Genomic DNA, 21,448 nt, shown 5'->3' on the forward strand with positions numbered 1-21,448 from the left:
AACGTTTTGTTCCCAATATTTCCCTAACATAAACTATTGATCTCGCAAGTGAGAGTTTTGTAGTCATAAACATTTAAAAAAGGTTTGTCATGCTGTGTTCTATATATAAAAGTTCAAAGAAAGAAGGAACATACCTTTATATCCCTAAGAAGGATGATTTTTCACAAGTTCCTGACGCATTGATGCAAATGTTTGGTAAACCTAGTTTTGTAATGGTAATTAAAATGGACGGCCGTAAACTGGCTCAAGTGAACATCGATAAAGTGAGAGAATCACTGAACACCGATGGTTTCTTTTTGCAGGTTCCGCCGCCACCAGTTAACGAACTTGAGCTTCATAAAGAGCGTAAAGCTCAAAAAAAAGGTCAAGACGAAGAGTGATAGCCACCTCAATTCAAGGAGGAGTGATCGTTGAGTAAATTTTCGAAAACCATATTGGCTGTGTCGGCATTACTATTGGGTAATAGCCTGACCATTGGCTCAGTTCAAGCTGAAGAGCTTAGCTTTGAGCAATATGTAGAAAAACTAAAGCAACAAGGTCGTGAAGAAGGTATTTCTGAAGCGATCATTGATGAAGCTTTTGATGGTGTGACGTTTAAGCCAAGAGCGGTAAAAGCCGACAAAAACCAACCTGAAAAGAAACTGACTCTGGATGAATACATTCCACGTGCGGTTCCTGACTGGAAAGTGAAGCAGGCGAGATCACTCTATAAGAAACACTACACAGCGTTAAAGCGTATTGGTGATGAATATGGTGTTCAACCAAGATTCATTGTCGCTCTGTGGGGTGTAGAGAGTAATTTTGGTAAGTTCACGGGGAATTACAGTGTTATTGACGCTCTAACAACCATGGCTTATGAAGGTCGCAGAGAAGCCTTCTTCCGTAGCGAAGCGATGGCGGCATTGAAGATTCTTGATCAAGGCCATATTGCACCAAAAGAGATGAAAGGCTCTTGGGCTGGCGCGATGGGGCAACCTCAGTTTATGCCTAGCTCATTCTTAGCTTACGCCGCTGATGGCAGTGGTGATGGCAAGAAAGATATTTGGGGTACTGAAGAAGACGTGTTTGCTTCGGCGGCTAATTATCTCAGCCAATCGGGTTGGGATGACAAATATACTTGGGGGCGTCAGGTTCACGTTCCATCAACCGTGTCTATTGAGATGCAAGGTCGAGACGAAGACAAAGCGAAATACCTAAAAGAGTGGTCTGAACTCGGTATTAAGCGTTATGACGATCGCCCATTACCAACGCTTGATGAAGATATTAAAGCTTGGCTAATTATGCCAGACGATGAAACTGGCCGTTCGTACCTCATTTACAATAACTACAATGTGTTAATGAAGTGGAATCGTTCTTACTACTTTGCTTTGGCTGTCAGCCACCTAGCCGATAGAATTAAGTTTGATTAATTGACCTAATTTGATTAATAGACTTAATCTGATTAATAGAACTAGGTCGCTTTGAATAGCATTTAGCCTACTATAGGCAGAACAGATTAAAGGACTCTTCGGAGTCCTTTTTATTTTATATTTCAGAGATTTAAGAAGGTGGTTTTGTGCTAACAGATAGAGCCGCACAGATGGTGATATTCCATGCGTTAATCAAGCATGAAGGCTTTACCAGTGCAGCAAAAAGCTTGAATGTGTCGGTATCTCACATCAGTAAACAAATTGCTTTGCTTGAGGATTCGATAGGTATCAAGTTAGTACAAAGAACCACACGCAGCCTTACGTTAACCGAAGCTGGAGAAGTGTTCTATCAGCATTGTGAGCAGCTATTCAATACGGTGAAAGCGGCTCAAATGGACATGGATAGCCAGCGTGACGACATTTCTGGAATATTCCGTATAGGCTTGTCTCAGTCATTTGGCACACTGCATATCATTCCAGCGATTGACCAGCTTAGACAGCTTTACCCTCAGCTGAGAATTGAAGTGCATTTGTTCGATTACAAAGTGGACATGATTGAGGAGCGTTTGGATCTCTGGATCACTAACAATGAAGACTTACCTGAAGGTTACATTGCGCAGCGCCTAGCCGACAGCCAGTTTGTGGTAGCCGCATCACCGGATTATCTGATTAAGGCAGGGACTCCACACGTGCCATCTGATCTAATTGACCATAACTGCCTCATCTACCGCAGCCGTGAACGTGATTACACTTCATGGGCATTTGATAATGGCCAAGAAAATCTCAGTGTTAAAGTGGCGGGCGATTACTCGGTGGATTTGGCTGAAGCGGTACGAGACGCGGCAGTATCAGGTTGGGGCGTTGCTTACCTAGCGACTTACTTAGTCAAAGAAGAGTTTAGAACGGGCAAGCTCATCCAAGTTTTACCGGAATGGCGAGCAAGTCAGCTGATGCCATTTTATGCCGTGTATCCGAGCCGAAAGAACATGCCGAAGAAGCTTTCAGCAGTGATTGAGTTCATCAAAGATCATATCGGATCGCCGACTTATTGGGACAAAAACCTCAAAACCTGCGTTGAACTGCACCGCTAACTGTTTCCCAATCTATAAATATAATTTCCATATGGAAAAAGTGTGTTTTTTAATCAAAGTTAATTATTAAAATTCAATGGCTTAGTTGAAGAGGCTATTAAAGAGCGATTCAACCAACATCACATTAACAACCTCAACTTGCCGCAAACGATTTCCTCTATAGAATGCGTCGCCTTTCCTACCTACAACTTTTAGGTTGACGCACATGGCTTCCCTACTTGGAATTATCACTATTTTAGTAACCGCTTGGTTACTATCTACGGACAGAAAAAATATCCCGCTAAGAACCGTCTCTTTGGCTTTCTTACTGCAAATCTCATTCGCCCTACTGGTTCTGTATGTGCCAATGGGTAAAGAAGTGCTGAATGCAGCCACTGGTGCAGTGTCTAGCTTGATCAACTACGGTCAAGAGGGGATTAACTTCCTATTTGGTGGCCTAACGAATAACGGATTTGTTTTCGCTATTAACGTTCTCGGCATCATTATCTTTTTCTCTGCATTGATTTCAGGTTTGTATCACATCGGCTTTATGCCAAAGGTGATCAACCTAATCGGTGGGGCTTTGCAAAAGTTCTTAGGTACAGGTCGTGCGGAGTCACTGTCTGCTACTGCGAATATTTTTGTTGGCATGATCGAAGCGCCATTGGTGGTTAAACCTTACTTGAAGCACATGACGGATTCACAGCTGTTTGCCGTAATGGTGTGTGGTTTAGCTTCTGTTGCTGGTGGTACGTTAGTGGGTTATGCATCGCTTGGTGTTGATTTGAATTACCTTATCGCTGCAGCGTTTATGTCGGCACCTGCTGGTCTATTGATGGCCAAGATTTTGGTACCTGGCAGCGCAGATGAGGCTCAAGAAAATATTGAGTCTGACGTTGAAATTCCACGAGCAACAAACGTCGTTGAGGCAATGGCAGATGGGGCTATGTCTGGACTTCGTATTGCCGTTGCTGTGGGCGCGACACTTCTGGCCTTTATCAGTGTGATTGCCATGCTGAATGGCTTGTTAGGTATTGTTGGTGGCTGGTTTGGCGTAAACCTAAGCTTCGAACTTATCCTAGGTTATGTGTTCGCACCCGTTGCATGGCTGATCGGTGTGCCGTGGTCTGAGGCTGTGGTTGCTGGCTCGCTGATCGGTAACAAGATCGTTGTGAACGAGTTTGTGGCTTTCATCCAGTTAATGGACGTAAAAGACGCACTGAGTGAGCACTCAAAAGCGATCGTTACTTTCGCGCTATGCGGTTTTGCAAACATCTCTACGATGGCAATTCTGATTGGCGGTTTGGGCAGCTTGGTTCCAGAGCGTCGTTCTTTCATCTCACAATACGGCTTTAAAGCAATTTGTGCGGGTGTGCTTGCCAACCTAATGAGCGCAGCGATTGCGGGCGTGGTGCTTTCTCTATAAGTAATCATTGGTGACTTATAAGCACTTTCTAACTCGGCCATAATCACCTAGTTAGCTAATCGTGGCTTTGCTCTCCCTATAGTAAAGTGACTGATTAACCACAATAATATTCGCTTAGTATGATAAAGAGAGCCTATAGTGTAAGAACGTAGGCTTTCTTATTTCAGTGAATAAGTTTGTACCACAGGGTGTGGTACAAATGTTTAGGGGCACAAATGGATTTGTCGATCACTTCTTCTTTGGCGTTAATTGGACTCTTGTCCTTGGCTTGCCAGCTACTTGGTTGGCGTTTGCGTCTTCCCGCTATTCTTCCTTTGCTTATCGTTGGCCTGCTGTTAGGTCCCGGTCTAAACATCCTTAATCCTGATGCCATTTTTGGTGATGTACTGTTCCCGTTGATTTCATTAGGGGTCGCCATCATTCTGTTTGAAGGTGCATTGACTCTTAATTTCAAAGAAATCAGAGGCCATGGCCGCATGGTGACTCACTTAGTGAGTTTCGGCATGTTGATTACATGGGCGTGCATCGTGGTGGGGGCTTATTATTTTGTCGATTTCAGTTGGCCATTGGCGGCGCTGTTTGCTGCATTAGTCGTGGTGACTGGCCCAACGGTGATTGTTCCCATGCTGCGCAGCATTCAACCCAAATCTTCGCTAGGCAGTATCTTGCGCTGGGAAGGGATAGTGATTGACCCGATTGGCGCTCTGTTTGCCGTTCTCGTTTACGAATACATTGTCTCTTCAGCCGATCCTACAAGCCATGTTCTGTCGGCGTTGGGGCTAACTTTAGCCATTGGTTTGGGCTTAGGGATCATCGGTGGCTATTTGATTGCCAAGATGCTGCAAGGGCATTGGGTTCCGCACTATTTGCGTAACGTGGCGGTTCTGACATTAATGCTGGCGGCGTTCTCTTTCTCAAATGATCTGAGTGAAGAGTCCGGTTTATTAACCGTGACCATCATGGGTATCTGGCTCGCCAACGTGAAAGGCTTGGATCTTGAAGACATTATTGAGTTCAAAGAGACCCTAACCGTGTTACTCATTTCCGCCTTGTTTATCTTACTGGCGAGTCGACTCGATTCTGGGACTTTCCTCTCGATAGGTTGGGGCGGTATTGGCTTATTAGCGGTCGTCATGCTGGTGGCTCGTCCTCTGAGTGTGTGGATCAGCGGGATCGGCACGGATCTTACTTCAGCAGATAAATGGTTTTTGAGCTGGATGGCACCTCGCGGGATCGTTGCTGCTGCAGTCTCTTCTCTATTTGCAATCAAGCTTCAAGAGAAGCAATTAATCGAAGGGGCTGACCTACTGGTGCCAATGGTTTTCTTGGTCATCATCGGTACGGTTGTGATTCAAAGCCTAACCGCGAGTTGGTGGGCTAGAAGGCTGGGTGTGACTCAAGAGAAGGCACAAGGGGTTATTTTCTTTGGTGCGACTCATTTTTCACGTCAGTTTGCCAAAGTGCTGGCGACACACAACATCAACAGTGTACTTGCTGATACCAACTGGGAGAGCATTCGCTTAGCGCGCATGGACAACTTGAATGTCTATTTCGGTAATCCAGCTTCGAACCATGCTGAAAATAATCTGGAATTGGACGGGATAGGGCGTGCCATGATCGTTTCGCCTTACCGTCAAACCAACCCATTAGTCAGTATGCACTATCAAGATGAGTTTGGTGAGAATAAGGTGTTTGAACTTGAATCATCAGAAAATAAACATGAGAGGCATCAGGTGAGCCGCGATGGTAATAGAAGCCTGTTTTCAGAAGGGGTTACCTATTCCAAACTTAACTCCTTGATGGCTCAAGGCAGCCAAATTAAGAGCACGGGTTTGACCGAAGCATTTGACCTTAATGAGTTTAACGCGCTGTATCCTAAAGCGATTCCATTGGGTGTGATTACTGGCGGTGATTTCCGCTTAGTGACGCAAGGTTCTGATTTGGAAAAACTCATATCAACGGAGTGCCAGGTTATTAGTTTATTGCCGCCTTCGGAAGAGATTGAAGGTATCGATACTCCGGATAAGTAGCGAGTGCTCTGTATTTAAAGCGAGTCGCTTTGTATCAAAAACGAATCGCTCAGTATCAAAAAAGCCGCAACGTCTTCACGCTGCGGCTTTTTAATTTTGCCCTAGCTTATTTTACTCTAGGGCGAGGCAATTCATGCCACTGGTATTACTACCTAAGCTGTCATTGCCGACTATTTCGAGTGAAATTGCTCACAAGCGATCATAGTATTTTCGATTAGGCTTGCCACTGTCATTGGACCTACACCACCCGGAACTGGTGTGATGAAGCTTGCGCTCTCTTTAGCCACATCGTATTCAACGTCGCCAACGAGCTTGCCAGATTCCAAACGGTTGATACCAACATCGACCACAACAGCACCTTTCTTAATCCAAGCACCAGGAATGAAGTTAGGCTTACCAACGGCAACCACAACAACGTCTGCTTGACGTACGTGACCTTCAAGGTCTTTGGTGAAGCGGTGGCATGTTGTTGTCGTACAACCTGCTAGAAGCAGTTCTAGAGTCATTGGGCGACCAACGATGTTTGATGCGCCGACAACAACCGCGTGCTTGCCGCGTAAATCGATGTTGTAACGGTCAAGCAGCGTGATGATGCCTTTAGGCGTACAAGAGCGTAGCTTAGGCATACGCTGAGCCAAACGGCCTACGTTGTATGGGTGGAAGCCATCAACGTCTTTTTCAGGTGTGATACGCTCAAGAACGTGAGTAGTATCGATACCAGCAGGCAAAGGCAGTTGAACTAGAATGCCATCAATCTCTGGGTCTTCGTTGAGTTGATCGACTAGCGTTAGCAATTCATGTTCAGTGGCAGTTGCTGGTAAATCAAAAGATTTCGAGACGAAACCAACTTCTTCACACGCTTTGCGTTTACTGCCAACGTAAACCTGAGATGCCGGGTCTTCACCCACTAAAACAACCGCTAGGCCCGGGGCACGCAATCCAGCTTGAGTACGAGCTTTTACACGTGCCGCTACTTCAGAGCGAACCGTTTGAGAAATTAGCTTTCCATCAATATTTTGAGCAGTCATGAATTTCCTTAGTATTGATATTCAAGTTAGTGGCTGATGTTTTGGCGCATTATTCCAGAAAATCTTTTTGATTACCATCAAGCAAACGTTTGCTTTGTTCTATTTTCCAACACTTATAATCTTATTGCCCTTTTTTTACTCACTTGGATCAGAATGTTAGATAAAGCCGTTGCTTTACTGATTCGAATTCGTATAATCCTTTCCTGTAGCGCGCCCTTAGCTCAGCTGGATAGAGCACCTCCCTTCTAAGGAGGTGGTCGAAGGTTCGAATCCTTCAGGGCGTACCACTATTTAAAGAAACCCGATAACTCCCTGAGCTGTCGGGTTTTTTGCATTTCGGAACGACTTAATATTTCAATATTATGTTGTGTCTTTAGATGCCTTTGTATTTCAGTTTTTGCTAAACGGCAACGAGCTGTGGGGTATATCTAAGGCCTAGCATACTGCATCCATCTTCCAAGTAACGATCGGTCACTACGTCGAAACCGAACTTACCATAATAGTCTTTAAGGTGAGCTTGTGCCGAAATAAAAATTGAGCAATCAGGGTAAATCTTCCGAGTGGTATCAAAACTCACTTGCATGAGCTGGTTACCTATCTGTTTACCTCGGCATTCTTTCGCTACGATCACTCGCCCGATACAAACATCATCTGCATCAGAATCGAGCAGAGGGAGAACATCTACGGGGTATCCAAGCTTCTGAGCCATAATTCGACTGTAAGCCACTAGGTGTCCGTTCTCATAACCCATGATGTGATAGGTCTCTGGATGATTATCTTTGCCGTCTAGATCACTATAGGGAGTGTTCATATCCACGATAAAAATATCGACTCTTTGCTGTAAGAAATCATAGAGCTCTTGAACAGACAGCTCCGCAAATTTTTTAACTCTCCACTCGATCATCACTTTTCTCCTTATTATTTTGGGCTACAACATAGAGAGTATTCAAACCGAGTTCATTAACCTTTGTTAACTGGCCATGAAACTATTCAAAATCACCACTTTAAAGCGCCACTCATTTTCCCTCATTATTCATTTCATTCGGCTTATGTAATAGAAAGTTAAAATTGTTCGTTTTTTGGGGTTTACATCATTTAGTAATAAAGCCACTATGAATTCACGAAGAATAGACAAGTAAAGCTATTAGCCAGTCGGTTTAGGAATCAAACCTTCTGAGTGATGGCTGATTTAGAGGAAGTAATGGCAGGAAACAGTATCGGACAACATTTCCGCGTGACCACGTTCGGAGAAAGTCACGGTATCGCACTAGGATGTATCGTAGATGGGTGCCCACCAGGATTAGAAATTACCGAAGCAGACCTTCAAAGAGATTTGGATCGTCGTCGCCCTGGTACTTCTCGTTATACAACGGCTCGCCGTGAAGCGGATGAAGTGAAAATCTTATCAGGTGTATTTGAAGGCCAAACTACGGGCACTTCTATTGGTCTATTGATTGAAAATACAGACCAACGCTCTAAAGACTATTCCGAAATTAAAGACAAGTTCCGCCCTGGACACGCTGACTATACGTACCATCAAAAGTACGGTGTGCGTGATTACCGTGGTGGTGGTCGTTCTTCAGCTCGTGAAACTGCAATGCGTGTTGCGGCAGGTGCAATTGCGAAGAAATACCTGAAACAAGAATTTGGTGTTGAAATCCAAGCTTACCTTTCTCAAATGGGTGATATCTCAATTGATAAAGTGGATTGGAATGAGATCGAAAACAACGCGTTTTTCTGCCCAGACGCCGACAAAGTGCCTGAGTTTGACCAACTGATTCGTGATTTGCTAAAAGAGGGCAACTCGATCGGTGCGAAGATTCAAGTGGTTGCGACTAAAGTGCCTGTAGGCCTTGGTGAGCCAATCTTTGATCGTCTAGATGCAGACATCGCGCACGCTCTAATGAGCATCAATGCGGTGAAAGGTGTTGAGATTGGTGATGGCTTTGATGTCGTTAATCAACGCGGTAGTGAACATCGTGATCCATTAACTCCAGAAGGCTTCAGCAGCAACCATGCTGGCGGTATCTTAGGCGGTATTTCTACTGGCCAAGATATTGTGGCAAGCATTGCGCTTAAACCAACATCAAGCATTACCGTTCCTGGTGACACGATCACTAAAGACGGTGAAGCAACGCAGTTAATCACTAAAGGTCGTCACGATCCATGTGTGGGTATCCGTGCGGTGCCTATTGCTGAAGCGATGCTGGCTATCGTGCTGCTTGATCACTTGCTACGTCACCGTGGTCAAAACTTTGGTGTGACAACAGAAACGCCAAAAATCTAGTTCTGCTTCGTTTTATTCAGAACAGATTTGAAACTGATTTGATAAAAACAAAAAAAGGGTTGCTTCGTAATGAAGCAACCCTTTTTATATTCTGCGTAATTGAGAATATATTATCTAATGCACAGAGCTTTCCGGATCAAGCTGGAATGAAGGCAAGCGCCATTTGAATCGTACGGCCGCCATACGCAGCAAGTAACCAACCACAAGCGTAACAATCGTTGCGGTTACGTCGTTAATGCCAAGCTCAAGCAAACCTAGGTATAAACCTGAAGCGACAAGTGCGACAGATGCATACAGCTCTTCATGCAGAACCAATGGTGTTTGACGGCAGATAAGATCGCGCAACAGGCCACCGAACACACCAGTGACCAATGCAGACACCATACAGATCATTGGGTGCAGACCCATGGTCATCGCGACTTTAGTGCCAATGATACTGAACACGATAAGACCTAGAGCATCCAAACGAATGAACAAGCCTTTTAGCTTGATTACCCATTTAGCCAGTCCTGTTGTGATAACACCCGCGATACAGGTGATCGCCAGATATTGTGGGTTTTCAACCCAACCTAAAGGGTAATGGCCGAGTAAGATATCTCGTACTGTACCGCCGCCAATTGCCGTTGCACTTGCAACCAACATTACACCAAACCAATCCATTTTTTGTTTGCCGGCACTGAGAGCGCCGGTCATGGCTTCTGCCGTGATGCCAATGATATACAAAACACTTAGTAGCATTGCTGTAGCTCTATAATTTAGGTCTATAAATTGGAGTCTTATAGGCCATAGGGATATAAAAATGAAGCGCGAGTGTAGTAGTAAAAACGCTGATTGACGAATGAATATTTGTACCGTGAATAGGCATTTCAGATTAGCTAAACTAATCATTCACCTCAAAATGGTGTAATCTGGGATCAGCAATCGATTGTCATCGTAAAGTATTATGATGAACCTAATGTCATTGCCAGTGATAGGGCTTTACCGAGCGCTTAAAAAAACGCAAAATGCCCCAGTTCTTTTTATTTAAATTTGATCTTATGACGCACCAATACCCAGATATCATCGACATTTTCAATCAAACCTTTTTCGATAGCTTCAATACCAAGCTAGAACTGGGAGCGGACGAGCCTATTTACCTGCCAGCCGATGGGGAGGTTTCTCATCACCGTATCGTATTTGCTCGCGGCTTTTACGCGTCAGCACTTCACGAGATAGCACACTGGTGTGTGGCTGGTCCTGAGCGTCGTTTATTGGAAGATTTTGGTTACTGGTATGAGCCTGATGGCCGAACTGAGTCGGTTCAAGCTGAGTTTGAAAAAGTAGAAATTCGCCCACAAGCGTATGAATGGATCATTGCGACCAGTGCAGGCTTTCCTTTTAATGTCAGCTGTGACAATCTACACGGCGATTTTGAGCCAGATCGTTTGGCCTTTATGAATAAAGTACACAGCGAAGTCATGGGTATCTTTGAAGCTGGTCTTCCGACTCGAGTGAAAATGCTCTCTGAAGCATTACGCAGTTTCTATGATGTTGCACCTTTATGTACTAGCCAATTTATTGTGAAATAAGAGAATATTATGATTATCGAATTTGAAGAAAAACTACTTGAAGTAATTGATGCTCGCATTGAAAACGCATCAGACGATGAACTGTTTGCTGGTGGTTACTTACGTGGTCATATTTCTCTTTCAGTGGCTTCATGTGAAGAAGACGGCATTGAAGACGTAGCAGAAGTTAAATTGCGTATTGAGAAGAGCCTAGAAGACGCGCGTTCTGAATTGACGCCAGCCGATCGCACGATCGTTAATGACCTTTGGGTTGAGCTGCAAAACCAAGCTTAATTTTATTCGTCTAGCGCTATTCGTCTACCGTAATTCGCTCATTACTCTTCCTCCTCATTTTTGAGCGAACCAATAATTTGAGACTCATTCGAAATTTTTGAATGAGTCCGTTCATTTCTTGTGATGGTTCCATTTCCTGACTACGTTATTCTAATCCCACTTAACGGAACTATAGAAAAGGTCACATCATGAAAGTTATCGCATTTGGCGCAAGCACAAGCTCTACCTCTATCAATAAAGCACTAGCAACTTACGCAGCAAACTTGATTGAAGGTGCTGAAGTAAAAGTCCTAAACATCGCCGATTACAACGTGCCTATGTTCAGTGAAGACACTGAAAAAGAGATTGGCCAAGCGGAAGGCGCTCAAGCATTTTTACGTGACCTAGCTGAAGCCGATGCATTCGTTATCTCGTTTGCAGAACACAACGGTCACTATCCTGCAGCGTACAAAAACCTATTTGACTGGGCGACACGCATTGAGCGTTCAGTATTTGGCGAGAAGCCTGCGGTTTACTTAGCGACATCTCCGGGCCCGGGTGGTGCACAGACGGTACTTGGCGCAGCAACAGGTTCAGCACCATTTTTTGGCGGTAACGTTAAAGCGTCACTTTCAGTGCCTAGCTTCTACGATAACTTTGATTTTGAGTCGGGTTCAATTAGCAACGAAGAGATTGCCGCTCAGATTAAAGACGCGATTGCTAAGCTGTAAAAGCGGAAAGTAAAGCGAATAGCTGCAAAGTAGCAAGCTGATGTAAAGTTACGAGCCACTGAAAAGTAAGAAGCAGCGACGTAGACAAGATTAGAAAAACAAAGCCCGAGCATTAAGAGATGCTCGGGCTTTTTGTTTGGGTCGTCCTAACACTTATTTGAATATTTAGACCTAGTCTAGAATCGATTATTCCGCACTGGCTTGTTTTGTTGAAACCCAGCCTTCTGTTAACGCTTTGCCTTTGCGTAATCTTCTAATCCACATTCGACTTGGATGAATGGCTTCGAGCACATCAACCGGAAGAGGTAGAGGATCGCCACAAATTTGTGAGGCTAAAACTTCAGCTAAAAGAGGGGTCGAGCTCAAACCACGCGAACCTAAACCGATAAAGCAGAACAAGTTCGGATAGCTGCTAACAGGTTCGATACTGTCGATAGCATCACGCTGAGGATTAAAGTTGTGCAGATTCTGATATTGCTCTTTGATGGATTCAAAATCGCCAACATTACCGACGAATGGTAGGTGATCTCGACTCACGCTGCGGATACCTTGGCGTGCTAAGTTGCCACTGGTATCGACATCTTTGGTCCACGCTTGTTCTGGTAGCGACCCGTGTAAGCGCTCGCCATTATGTTGTTGAACCTCAATATCAAATTCTTGGTCGATATTGGTTTTATCGTAATTCGCTCCAATACAGTGGTGACCATTATTTGGGTTTTGTGGCGTCAGGTAGCCATCAAAGCACAATACCGTTTTTAACTGGCTGAGATTCTCTGTAGTCGGTATATGACTCACTTGCCCTTTAACTGGCGTCAGAGGTACGGGGCGAGTTTGTTCAAATTGGGTGAACTTGTGTCCATTCGCGACAACCACTTGATCGTGCTTGGTTTGAATTTCACCTTGAGGAGTCTCAATCGTCAGCAACCATTGTTGTTCAACTTCGAGCCACTCAAGTTGCGTTACTTGATGTTGATAGTGTGCGCTCACTTGGTAGCTCTCTTCTAACTTACCAATCAAACCTTGAGTAAGCTGAAGAGGGCTTAGCCACCCACCCAGTGGGAAGTAAACACTCTCTTTATCGACCGGTAAACCAATCTTTTCGTTGGCTTGCTCTGGCGTTAAGCGCTGAATCAAGTCTGTGTGAAAATTGCCTTCCAACATGCGGTTGAGTTTTTTAGTGGAGCCTTCATCCCACATCAAAATGTTCACGCCACACCAGCTGTGATCAAATTGAACAGACTGAGCCGCTTGATTAATAAATTGACGAGCAAACAGTAACCCTGGGCCAAACACGCGAGACACGTTCGATGTCGCTTCACTCAATAACGGGTAAATCGCACCTTGATTATTGCCAGAGGCATTACCCGCAGCTTGTTGGTGTTCACAATAAAGGGTGATGTTTTTACCACGTCGGCTTAACGTTTTGGCAAGCGCAGCGCTGGCAACACCACCACCGATAATGGCGATATCTTGTGAATCATTGTGTTGAGCGAGGCCATACCAAGGTTTGATATTGGTGTGAGCGTGCTTTTCGCCAAGTCGGCCTGCAATCATTTCTCGCTTAGTACCAAAGCCTTTGACTTTTTTCATCGCAAAGCCAGCTTCGATTAAACCACGGCGAACAAAACCAGCGGCGGTGAAAGTGGCGCAGCTACAATCTTGTTTTGCCAGTTTAGCCATGCCGTTGAATAGGTTTTGATTCCACATCTCTGGGTTCTTACTTGGCGCAAAACCGTCTAAGAACCATGCATCGACCAAACCTTCATGCGGGGTCGGCACGTTTGGCATACAATCTTTAATATCACCAAACCACAAATCAAGCGTGATCGCACCATCACCGAGCACAATGCGGTGACATTCAGGCAGGGCGATAGGGTAGTGTTCTTGGAGTTGTGTCGCATACTCCGCTAATTCTGGCCACGATTGGTGCGCTTTGATGAGATCCTCTTTATTGAGAGGATATTTTTCAAAACTGATGAAATGTAACTCTTTGGTCATCGCTTGTGGGTTATCTTTAATAAAAGCATCGAACCATTGCCAGACTGCGAGAAAGTTCAAACCTGTACCAAAACCGGTTTCAGCTATCACAAAACGGCGTTGTTGATGTTCAAGCCAACGCTCTGGAAGGTGGTTTTGTTTTAAAAAGACGTAGCGAGTTTCTTCTAAACCGTTAACATTAGAGAAGTAAACGTCGTCAAATTGGTCTGAAACTGGCGTGCCAGACTCATTCCATTCCAGTTCTGCATTAGTAATTGAAGTCATAAAATCTATCATTTTGTGATTTGAAGCGATATGTTGGTAGGGATTGTACGAATTTCTAGGAAAGCTGACCACTTTTGTTAGGCTTCTTAGTTATCATCTAGCTGAATTTAGAATTATAGGAATGTCACATGAAACGAGTCGTAATCACCGGTATGGGTATTGTTTCAAGTATCGGTAACAACGTCGAAGAAGTTTTAGCATCACTGAAAGAGGGTAAATCTGGTATTACCGCTTCAGAGCAGTTCAAGGAAAATGGCTTGCGCTCTCAAGTTTGGGGTAACCTAAAAATGAACCCTGCTGACCATATCGATCGCAAAAAAATGCGCTTTATGGGTGATGCAGCGGCATTCGCTTATCTTTCAATGGAGCAAGCAATTGCTGATTCTGGTTTAACTGAAGATCAAGTATCTAATGACCGCACGGGTATCGTAGCGGGTTCAGGTGGTGCTTCATCTCTAAACCAAGTTAACGCTGTAGACATCATCCGTGAAAAAGGCGTTAAGCGCGTTGGTCCATACATGGTGCCACGTACAATGGCTTCTACGGTTTCTGCTTGTCTTGCTACACCATTCAAAATCCGTGGCGTGAACTACTCTATGAGTTCTGCATGTGCGACATCTGCACACTGTATTGGTCACGCAATGGAGCTTATCCAACTGGGTAAACAAGACGTTGTATTCGCTGGTGGCGGTGAAGAGCTGGATTGGTCTCTGACTATGATGTTCGACGCAATGGGCGCACTTTCTACTAAGTACAACGACACTCCAGAACTTGCTTCTCGTACCTACGATGCTGACCGTGACGGTTTCGTTATCTCTGGTGGCGGCGGCATGCTAGTTATCGAAGAACTTGAGCACGCTGTTGCTCGTGGCGCAAAAATTTACGGCGAGATCGTGGGTTACGGCGCAACTTCAGATGGCTACGACATGGTTGCTCCTTCTGGTGAAGGCGCGGTTCGTTGTATGAAGATGGCAATGCAAAACGTTGATGGCGTTGACTACGTGAACACTCACGGTACTTCAACTCCTGTTGGTGACGTTAAAGAACTTGGCGCAATCCAAGAAGTCTTTGGCGGCAACAGCCCTGCAATCTCAGCAACTAAAGCGATGACAGGTCACGCTCTAGGTGCGGCTGGTGTACACGAAGCAATTTACTCAACGCTAATGCTTGATAACGGCTTCATCGCACCAAGCATTAACGTTGCAAACCTAGACGAAGCGGGCGCAGGCCTAGACATCGTAACGGAAGCTCGTGAACAAGAGCTAACAACGGTTATGTCTAACAGCTTTGGTTTCGGCGGTACGAACGCAACGCTAGTAATCAAAAAATACCAAGGCTAATTGAAGCTAAGGTTAAATTAATAAAGGTTAATCGTTAATGGGTGACGTGAGTGCAGACTCAAAACGCATAGGTTGCCCACTAACTATGACCAACAGAACAAAGCTTTTTAAATGTAGGTTTTATACGTGTTTTTTTGAACATGACTTTTTAAATCTGGGTTTAGAAATTAAAAGGTTTCCAGAGCTTGACCAGTAGTGACTTTGGTTAGTACTGGTTGAACAGACGCAAGACTCTGTCTCCTGGAGAGCGAGATAGGATCCTTTTGTTCTGGATGTTTGCCCGATTGTTTATTCAATCGGGCATTTTTCGTTTCTGGGCTACACAATCTTCAGTGTTGATTCGGTTTTGGGATATGGTGTGATAAATGCCAACGTAGCCCTTTATATATAATGTATTCCATTTGCTACTCGACACCGAGTGTGGAATTTTGCACAATCATTTCAATTCACATTTAGGTCGATAGACCCCAACTAAAGTACTCGCCAAATGAAAATCTTAATCGACGAAAATATGCCTTATGCTGAAGCGCTATTTAGCCAGCTAGGGGAAGTGACAATGAAGTCTGGTCGCACATTAACGGCTGACGACCTAGTTGACGTAGACGCATTGATGATTCGCTCTGTCACCAAGGTGAATGAGTCATTGATTAGCAAAGCCCATAAGCTGAAGTTTGTCGGCACTGCGACGGCAGGTATGGACCATGTCGACCAAGCATTGATGAAAGAGCGTGACATTTTCTTTACTGCGGCGCCTGGCTGTAACAAGGTGGGTGTCGCTGAGTATGCTTTCAGCGCAATGATGGTACTTGCGCAGCAACAAGGCTTCTCTGTATTCGATAAAACAGTCGGTATTATCGGTTGTGGTCAGGTAGGTAGCTACTTAGCGAAGTGCCTTGAAGGTATTGGTATCAAAGTTCTGCTGAACGATCCTCTAAAACAACAAGAGGGTGATACTCGTGAGTTTACTGAATTAGAGACACTGCTTGAGCAATCGGACGTGATCACTCTACATACACCAATTACTAAAACGGGTGAGTTCCCAACACATCACTTGATCAATGAGCAAGTGCTGAACAACTTACGTGCTGATCAAATTTTGATTAATGCAGCTCGTGGCCCAGTTGTTGATAACCAAGCGTTAAAAGCTCGCTTGCAAAAAGCCGATGGTTTTACTGCCGTTCTTGATGTGTTTGAGTTTGAACCTGAAGTCGATTTTGAGTTACTTCCACTGCTTGCTTTTGCAACTCCTCACGTAGCGGGCTACGGTTTAGAGGGTAAAGCACGTGGTACCACGATGATCTTCAACAGTTATTGTGAGTTTTTAGGTACTGAACAGCGTGCTTATGCAAGCGATCTTCTGCCGACAGCGCCAGTGCCTCAAATGAAATTAGATAGAGCTTGGGATGAAGCAACACTGCACAATTTGACTCAGTTGATCTATGATGTGCGCAAAGACGACGCCTTATTCCGTCGCAATATCTCTACGCCGGGTTCTTTTGACAAGATGCGTAAAGAATATTGGGACCGTAGAGAGTACAGTGCAGTCGAGTTAACGGGCGATGAATCTTGTAATTTAACGCCGTTATCTAAACTCGGTTTTATGGTAAAGCCAACTTTATAAAAGAGAGAAACAATGAGCCAAGAATTTAATATTGCTATTTTAGGTGCGACTGGTGCGGTTGGTGAAACCATTCTTGAAGTACTTAAAGAGCGTAAATTCCCTGTCGGTGAAATGCACTTACTAGCAAGTGAACGTAGTGAAGGCAAAACTTCCCGTTTTAACGGCAAAACAATACAAGTACAAAACGTAGAAGACTTCGATTGGTCTCAAGTACATATTGCGTTTTTCTCTGCAGGTAGCGAGCTTTCAGAACGTTGGGCTCCAATCGCCGCTGACGAAGGTGTGGTTGTTATCGATAACACATCACGTTTCCGTTATGAATACGATGTTCCTCTGGTTGTGCCAGAAGTGAACCCTGAAGCGATTGCTGAGTTCCGTAACCGCAACATCATCGCGAACCCTAACTGTTCTACTATTCAGATGGTAGTAGCACTTAAACCTATTCACGATGAAGTAGGTCTTGAGCGTATTAACGTTTCTACTTACCAATCTGTGTCTGGTGCAGGTAAGCCGGGTATCGATGAGCTAGCAGGCCAAACCGCTAAGCTTCTTAACGGCATGCCAGCTGACAAGTCAGCATTCTCACAGCAGATCGCGTTCAACTGTATTCCTCAGATTGATGAATTTACAGAGAACGGCTACACACGTGAAGAAATGAAGATGGTTTGGGAAACTCAGAAAATCTTTGCTGATTCGTCAATCACGGTGAACCCGACTTGTGTTCGTGTTCCTGTGTTCTACGGCCACGCTGAATCTCTACATGTTGAAACTCGCGCTCCAATCGGCGCAGAGCAAGTTATTCAGCTTCTAGAGAACACGGAAGGCGTTGAAGTATTCCAAGCTCTAGACTTCCCAACTCAAGTTCGTGATGCGGGTGGTAAGGACCACGTAATGGTTGGTCGCATTCGTAGCGACATCAGCCATCACAGCGGCGTGAACATGTGGGTAGTCGCTGATAACGTTCGTAAAGGCGCAGCGACAAACGCAGTTCAAATCGCTGAAGTTCTGATTCGCGATTACTTCTAAGCTTCATTGCTTTGATTATCAAGCCTCACTCTTTAGTGGGGCTTTTTTAATCGATTGAAAATATTGTTAGTCAAATTGTGTGAAATTGCTGCGAATATTGTTGCTGCAACACATTTTTTGTTTTCATCTCTATAGTTTTACGTCATTTATCCGATATATTTAATAGATCATCACTTTTCCGAATTTAAGCACCTAGCTGAGCCTTTTATGTTTCAATTTTTCAAGCCGTGGTTAATGCCTTTTGCCTTTATCATTGCGACTCAGATTTCCGTTGTTCGTGCAGATTCCATTCGAGTTGTAGGGCCTAATGGCCAGATACAATCAGCGCCTACGTTTTCAGAACCTCTTCAAAGAGCGCAATTGAATAGCGCTGAGCCTTCACGTTTCTATGGTCCAACCCGTGGCTCAGAAACGCTATGGTCTATTGCTTCAAGGTTACGCCCTGATAACTCTGTTTCAGTCCAACAAACATTGTTGGCGATTTATCGCTTAAACCCACAAGCGTTTGAAAATCAGAATATCCATAGCCTGCTGCCTGCCAGTAATTTACGTGTGCCTTCTTTAGAGCAAGCACGTGCAAGTTCGACGCAGCAAGCTATCAACATCATGAACTCGCACCTTGCTAAGCTTGATGCTCCTGCGACAAAGCCTACCGCTTCAAAACCTAAAGTAGCGCAAGCGTCAAGTCGACCAGATGTAGCCCCTAAAAATGCACAATCCAAAGCTAAGGTTAGCGAACCTAAAGTTGTCGATAAATCGATAATTGGTAATCAAGAGATAGTGAATAACAAGCCGCTAACCGGTGCCAAGGAAATGAACCACCTTGAGAAGCAGTTAGAGCTTTCAGAAACTGAGTTACTGTCACTCGAAGAAAAAAACCATCAACTTCGTTTGATGCTGTCGAATGTTCAATTGGAAGTGGATGAGCTAAAAACAGAGCTCAGTGATGAAGACCGCATTCGTAGCGAAGTGGAAAAGCTGCTTGATGAAGAGCGTAGAAAGAACGCCGAAATTGAAAAAATGGCACCAAGTGCCATGGATGAACTGTTATCTAATGGTTGGTTAGTTGCGGCTCTTGCGATTATTCCGGGTCTTCTACTTGGTTTGATCATCGTGATGCTGATAGGTCGTCGTTCTAAAAATGAAGAACAACAGCAAAACACTCAAGAACAACCGATTCAAACTGAACCAAGCAGCGTCGCGCCTATTACATTGGGCGACGAGATGGACGACCTTAATGAGCTGTCTTTAGACGATGACCTGTTTGGCACTGAAGACGATGCCAATAAGTTGTTTGACGACCAAGCTCTTGCTGAAGAAGATGATGTATTTGCAGGATTGGATGAATCTGATCTCGATTTCAATCTCGACGGTGAAGATGATGACCCATTTGCGAGCATTGGCGAAAATGGTGATTTAGATACTAACTTTGATGATCTGGACTTGGACAGCAGCAACGGCATCAGTGTTAATGGTGAAGAGAAAGCGCTTGGTCTTGAAGAGATGGAGCGCGCGCTCGATAAAAGCGCAGAAAGCGCACTTGATACAGATGAAGTCGATTTTGACCTCTCAGATGATAACGCAATGTCTGCTGATGACATTGAAGCACTGCTATCTAAAGAATCCGAGACTGAAGATTTAGGCTCTAACGAATTAGACCAGTCACTATTAGATGACCTGTTTTCTCTTGATGACGAAGATGATGATAGCTTCGACATCGATGCTTTGATTTCGGAAGAGCAAAGTGATTCTACTTCTAGTGCCGACACATCAATAACCGATGATTTTGATATCGATGCGCTTATCTCAGAACAACAAAGCGATGCTACGCCTTCGGACATAAGCAATGACGATTTTGATATTGATGCTCTGATCTCTGAACAACAGACCACTCAATCCGCAGCTCCTAGTGTAGAGGATGATATTGATGACATCTTTGCTCAGGTTGCCGCTCAGAACGAGCAAGCGAATGATCCTTTCAACCTCGATAGCGACGATGAAATAGCGACGAACCTAAACAATGGTTTGGCGTCCGATGATGATATCGAAAACATCCTGTCTCAGTTTGATAAGCCAATCGTTGATGAAGAGACTCAAGACAGCGTTGATCTACTTGATGAGCAGTTGGAAGGGGATGACGTTGACCTAAGCAACTCGACCGAACTCCTTGATGAAATGCTGGGCGATGAATCGGATGATGAGCCTGAAAGTGAGCCTTTAGGTTTTGATGCCTTATCCGAACTTGAAGAGCTTTCTGGTTTATCGACTGATGATGAGCTAAACATTGCAGAAGACAGCACGGAAACTCTGGATGAATTAATCGGAGATTCTGATGATGATTTCGAACTCGATGCAGAGAGCACCGACTTACTGGATGATTTCCTTGATAGTGAACTATCGGATGATGCGCTTTCAGCGGACCAAGCCGATTCACCAAAATCTGAATCTTTAGACCCGTTTGATGATTTACTGACAAGTGGTATTGAAGACGAGCTTGAATCAGAAGAGCAGACGTTTGATAAAGAGCTAGATGCTGCCTTTGGTTCTGACAAAGCCAGCGACGACCTTATCAAGGATTCAGATGTTGAACATACTCAATTAACGTCAGAGCCTTCTGAAGTCGAGCCTGAGCAAATAACGGACATTACTGAAACACCACAACCTGAACTTGTTGGTGATACTTCATTAGATTCAGAACTGATTCAAGACGGTGCTGATGTTAAGCCAGAAAATGATGAAGCCTTTAATCGTGATGACTTTATCGATGACTTGTTTGGTGTAGCGCCTGCAACGGATGCGTTGCTTGATGACGCACTAGAAACAACAGATGAAGCATTGATTGATGAGTTGATGACTTCGGATGACAGCGATTCGTTGCAAGCTACTGAAGAGCTAGCTGAAGCATCAATCGAAAGTGCTTTGGAACCAGAACAAACGTCTCTTTCTGATAGCCATGAACTATCACCAGAAGAAGCGGTGTCGTCTGTTAAAGATGACGAACTGGATATCGACTCGTTGCTCTCTGAGAATTCTGACTTTGACAAACCAGTGTTTGAAGAGCCGACTCAAGAAGACACTGAGCAACAAGAATTAGAACCGAAAGAAGCCGACGTACAACATCAGCGTGAAGACATCGCTGCGAGTACTGAAGATCAAGCTTCGCCGTCGTCTTTCAATGATATCTCTGAAGACGATGAAGAAACGGTAGAAGATTGGTTAGCCGAAGCCATTGATGATGTTGAATCTCCTGCGAATATAGACTCTGATTTTGACTTTGAACCGAAAATTCAAGGTAGCGATGAACTTGAAAATATCGTTGAATCCTTGCCAGAGCCAGAGCCAGAGCCAGAGCCAGAGCCAGAGCCAGAGCCAGAGCCAGAGCCAGAGCCAGAGCCAGT

The 21,448-nt window shown here is 44.5% G+C and carries 17 protein-coding genes and 1 tRNA gene; 14 read left to right on the top strand and 4 right to left on the bottom strand.

Annotation, left to right across the window (positions count from 1 at the left end):
- Window positions 1–89 precede the first annotated feature (89 nt).
- From AACR09_RS03430 to AACR09_RS03450, 5 genes are all read left to right on the top strand, one after another.
- Window positions 90–380, top strand: a complete 291-nt coding sequence (locus AACR09_RS03430; protein WP_017084079.1) for a YcgL domain-containing protein — start codon at window positions 90–92, stop codon at window positions 378–380.
- A 30-nt stretch (window positions 381–410) separates the two neighbouring features.
- Window positions 411–1,409, top strand: a complete 999-nt coding sequence (locus AACR09_RS03435) for a lytic murein transglycosylase (RefSeq protein ID WP_017079489.1) — start codon at window positions 411–413, stop codon at window positions 1,407–1,409.
- Window positions 1,410–1,579: 170 nt separating this feature from the next.
- On the top strand, window positions 1,580–2,500 hold the full coding sequence (locus AACR09_RS03440) for a LysR family transcriptional regulator (protein ID WP_004734177.1): 921 nt from the start codon (window positions 1,580–1,582) through the stop codon (window positions 2,498–2,500).
- Between the two features lie 205 nt (window positions 2,501–2,705).
- Complete coding sequence (locus AACR09_RS03445) at window positions 2,706–3,905, top strand: NupC/NupG family nucleoside CNT transporter (RefSeq protein ID WP_004734178.1); 1,200 nt, start codon at window positions 2,706–2,708, stop codon at window positions 3,903–3,905.
- A 215-nt stretch (window positions 3,906–4,120) separates the two neighbouring features.
- Window positions 4,121–5,935 carry a cation:proton antiporter gene (locus AACR09_RS03450; protein WP_102490515.1) on the top strand — a complete coding sequence of 605 codons (1,815 nt, stop codon included), beginning with the start codon at window positions 4,121–4,123 and terminating at the stop codon, window positions 5,933–5,935.
- A 170-nt stretch (window positions 5,936–6,105) separates the two neighbouring features.
- Here the strand turns inward: AACR09_RS03450 and folD are convergent, their stop codons facing one another.
- Window positions 6,106–6,963 carry a bifunctional methylenetetrahydrofolate dehydrogenase/methenyltetrahydrofolate cyclohydrolase FolD gene (gene folD / locus AACR09_RS03455; protein WP_004734180.1) on the bottom strand — a complete coding sequence of 286 codons (858 nt, stop codon included), beginning with the start codon at window positions 6,961–6,963 and terminating at the stop codon, window positions 6,106–6,108.
- A gap of 210 nt (window positions 6,964–7,173) precedes the next feature.
- Here folD and AACR09_RS03460 point away from each other — a divergent pair.
- Window positions 7,174–7,250 (top strand) — tRNA-Arg (locus tag AACR09_RS03460).
- 113 nt (window positions 7,251–7,363) lie between these two features.
- Here AACR09_RS03460 and AACR09_RS03465 read toward each other — a convergent pair.
- Complete coding sequence (locus AACR09_RS03465; RefSeq protein WP_017056436.1) at window positions 7,364–7,867, bottom strand: GNAT family N-acetyltransferase; 504 nt, start codon at window positions 7,865–7,867, stop codon at window positions 7,364–7,366.
- Window positions 7,868–8,164: 297 nt separating this feature from the next.
- Between AACR09_RS03465 and aroC the strand changes: the two genes are divergently transcribed.
- The gene (aroC, locus tag AACR09_RS03470; protein ID WP_004734182.1) at window positions 8,165–9,250 is read left to right on the top strand and encodes a chorismate synthase; all 1,086 of its coding nucleotides are present in this window, start codon (window positions 8,165–8,167) and stop codon (window positions 9,248–9,250) included.
- A 114-nt stretch (window positions 9,251–9,364) separates the two neighbouring features.
- Here aroC and AACR09_RS03475 read toward each other — a convergent pair whose 3' ends face one another.
- Complete coding sequence (locus AACR09_RS03475) at window positions 9,365–9,988, bottom strand: trimeric intracellular cation channel family protein (RefSeq protein WP_004734183.1); 624 nt, start codon at window positions 9,986–9,988, stop codon at window positions 9,365–9,367.
- Window positions 9,989–10,287: 299 nt separating this feature from the next.
- Between AACR09_RS03475 and AACR09_RS03480 the strand changes: the two genes are divergently transcribed.
- The 3 genes from AACR09_RS03480 (at window position 10,288) to AACR09_RS03490 (ending at window position 11,801) form a co-directional block, all read left to right on the top strand.
- Window positions 10,288–10,818, top strand: a complete 531-nt coding sequence (locus AACR09_RS03480; protein WP_193836012.1) for an elongation factor P hydroxylase — start codon at window positions 10,288–10,290, stop codon at window positions 10,816–10,818.
- 9 nt (window positions 10,819–10,827) lie between these two features.
- On the top strand, window positions 10,828–11,091 hold the full coding sequence (locus AACR09_RS03485; protein ID WP_004734185.1) for a YfcL family protein: 264 nt from the start codon (window positions 10,828–10,830) through the stop codon (window positions 11,089–11,091).
- A gap of 188 nt (window positions 11,092–11,279) precedes the next feature.
- Entirely contained in the window at window positions 11,280–11,801 is a 522-nt protein-coding gene (locus tag AACR09_RS03490) for an NADPH-dependent FMN reductase (protein ID WP_193836013.1), read from the top strand.
- A 186-nt stretch (window positions 11,802–11,987) separates the two neighbouring features.
- On the opposite strand, the gene mnmC is transcribed toward AACR09_RS03490, so the two are convergent.
- Window positions 11,988–14,135: a bifunctional tRNA (5-methylaminomethyl-2-thiouridine)(34)-methyltransferase MnmD/FAD-dependent 5-carboxymethylaminomethyl-2-thiouridine(34) oxidoreductase MnmC gene (gene mnmC / locus AACR09_RS03495; RefSeq protein WP_193836014.1), complete on the bottom strand. Its 2,148-nt coding sequence runs from the start codon at window positions 14,133–14,135 to the stop codon at window positions 11,988–11,990.
- 56 nt (window positions 14,136–14,191) lie between these two features.
- Here mnmC and fabB point away from each other — a divergent pair, with 56 nt between their 5' ends.
- The 4 genes from fabB to AACR09_RS03515 all read left to right on the top strand — a co-directional run.
- Window positions 14,192–15,403: a beta-ketoacyl-ACP synthase I gene (fabB, locus tag AACR09_RS03500; RefSeq protein WP_010436883.1), complete on the top strand. Its 1,212-nt coding sequence runs from the start codon at window positions 14,192–14,194 to the stop codon at window positions 15,401–15,403.
- A gap of 487 nt (window positions 15,404–15,890) precedes the next feature.
- Complete coding sequence (locus tag AACR09_RS03505) at window positions 15,891–17,024, top strand: 4-phosphoerythronate dehydrogenase (RefSeq protein ID WP_193836015.1); 1,134 nt, start codon at window positions 15,891–15,893, stop codon at window positions 17,022–17,024.
- 12 nt (window positions 17,025–17,036) lie between these two features.
- Complete coding sequence (locus AACR09_RS03510) at window positions 17,037–18,050, top strand: aspartate-semialdehyde dehydrogenase (protein WP_004734159.1); 1,014 nt, start codon at window positions 17,037–17,039, stop codon at window positions 18,048–18,050.
- 207 nt (window positions 18,051–18,257) lie between these two features.
- The coding region (locus tag AACR09_RS03515) for a FimV/HubP family polar landmark protein (protein WP_322621721.1) at window positions 18,258–21,448 on the top strand (3,191 nt) is incomplete at its 3' end.

This window comes from Vibrio sp. OPT20 (assembly GCF_963889365.1).
Lineage (GTDB): Bacteria > Pseudomonadota > Gammaproteobacteria > Enterobacterales > Vibrionaceae > Vibrio > Vibrio splendidus.

Bases quoted from the DNA above. Each gene is read 5' to 3' on its own strand.
- AACR09_RS03430 (WP_017084079.1), top strand. From the start codon at position 90: ATGCTGTGTTCTATATATAAAAGTTCAAAGAAAGAAGGAACATACCTT.
- AACR09_RS03440 (WP_004734177.1), top strand. From the start codon at position 1,580: ATGGTGATATTCCATGCGTTAATCAAGCATGAAGGCTTTACCAGTGCA.
- AACR09_RS03445 (WP_004734178.1), top strand. From the start codon at position 2,706: ATGGCTTCCCTACTTGGAATTATCACTATTTTAGTAACCGCTTGGTTA.
- AACR09_RS03450 (WP_102490515.1), top strand. From the start codon at position 4,121: ATGGATTTGTCGATCACTTCTTCTTTGGCGTTAATTGGACTCTTGTCC.
- folD (WP_004734180.1), bottom strand. From the start codon at position 6,963: ATGACTGCTCAAAATATTGATGGAAAGCTAATTTCTCAAACGGTTCGC.
- AACR09_RS03465 (WP_017056436.1), bottom strand. From the start codon at position 7,867: ATGATCGAGTGGAGAGTTAAAAAATTTGCGGAGCTGTCTGTTCAAGAG.
- aroC (WP_004734182.1), top strand. From the start codon at position 8,165: ATGGCAGGAAACAGTATCGGACAACATTTCCGCGTGACCACGTTCGGA.
- AACR09_RS03475 (WP_004734183.1), bottom strand. From the start codon at position 9,988: ATGCTACTAAGTGTTTTGTATATCATTGGCATCACGGCAGAAGCCATG.
- AACR09_RS03480 (WP_193836012.1), top strand. From the start codon at position 10,288: ATGACGCACCAATACCCAGATATCATCGACATTTTCAATCAAACCTTT.
- AACR09_RS03485 (WP_004734185.1), top strand. From the start codon at position 10,828: ATGATTATCGAATTTGAAGAAAAACTACTTGAAGTAATTGATGCTCGC.
- AACR09_RS03490 (WP_193836013.1), top strand. From the start codon at position 11,280: ATGAAAGTTATCGCATTTGGCGCAAGCACAAGCTCTACCTCTATCAAT.
- fabB (WP_010436883.1), top strand. From the start codon at position 14,192: ATGAAACGAGTCGTAATCACCGGTATGGGTATTGTTTCAAGTATCGGT.
- AACR09_RS03505 (WP_193836015.1), top strand. From the start codon at position 15,891: ATGAAAATCTTAATCGACGAAAATATGCCTTATGCTGAAGCGCTATTT.
- AACR09_RS03510 (WP_004734159.1), top strand. From the start codon at position 17,037: ATGAGCCAAGAATTTAATATTGCTATTTTAGGTGCGACTGGTGCGGTT.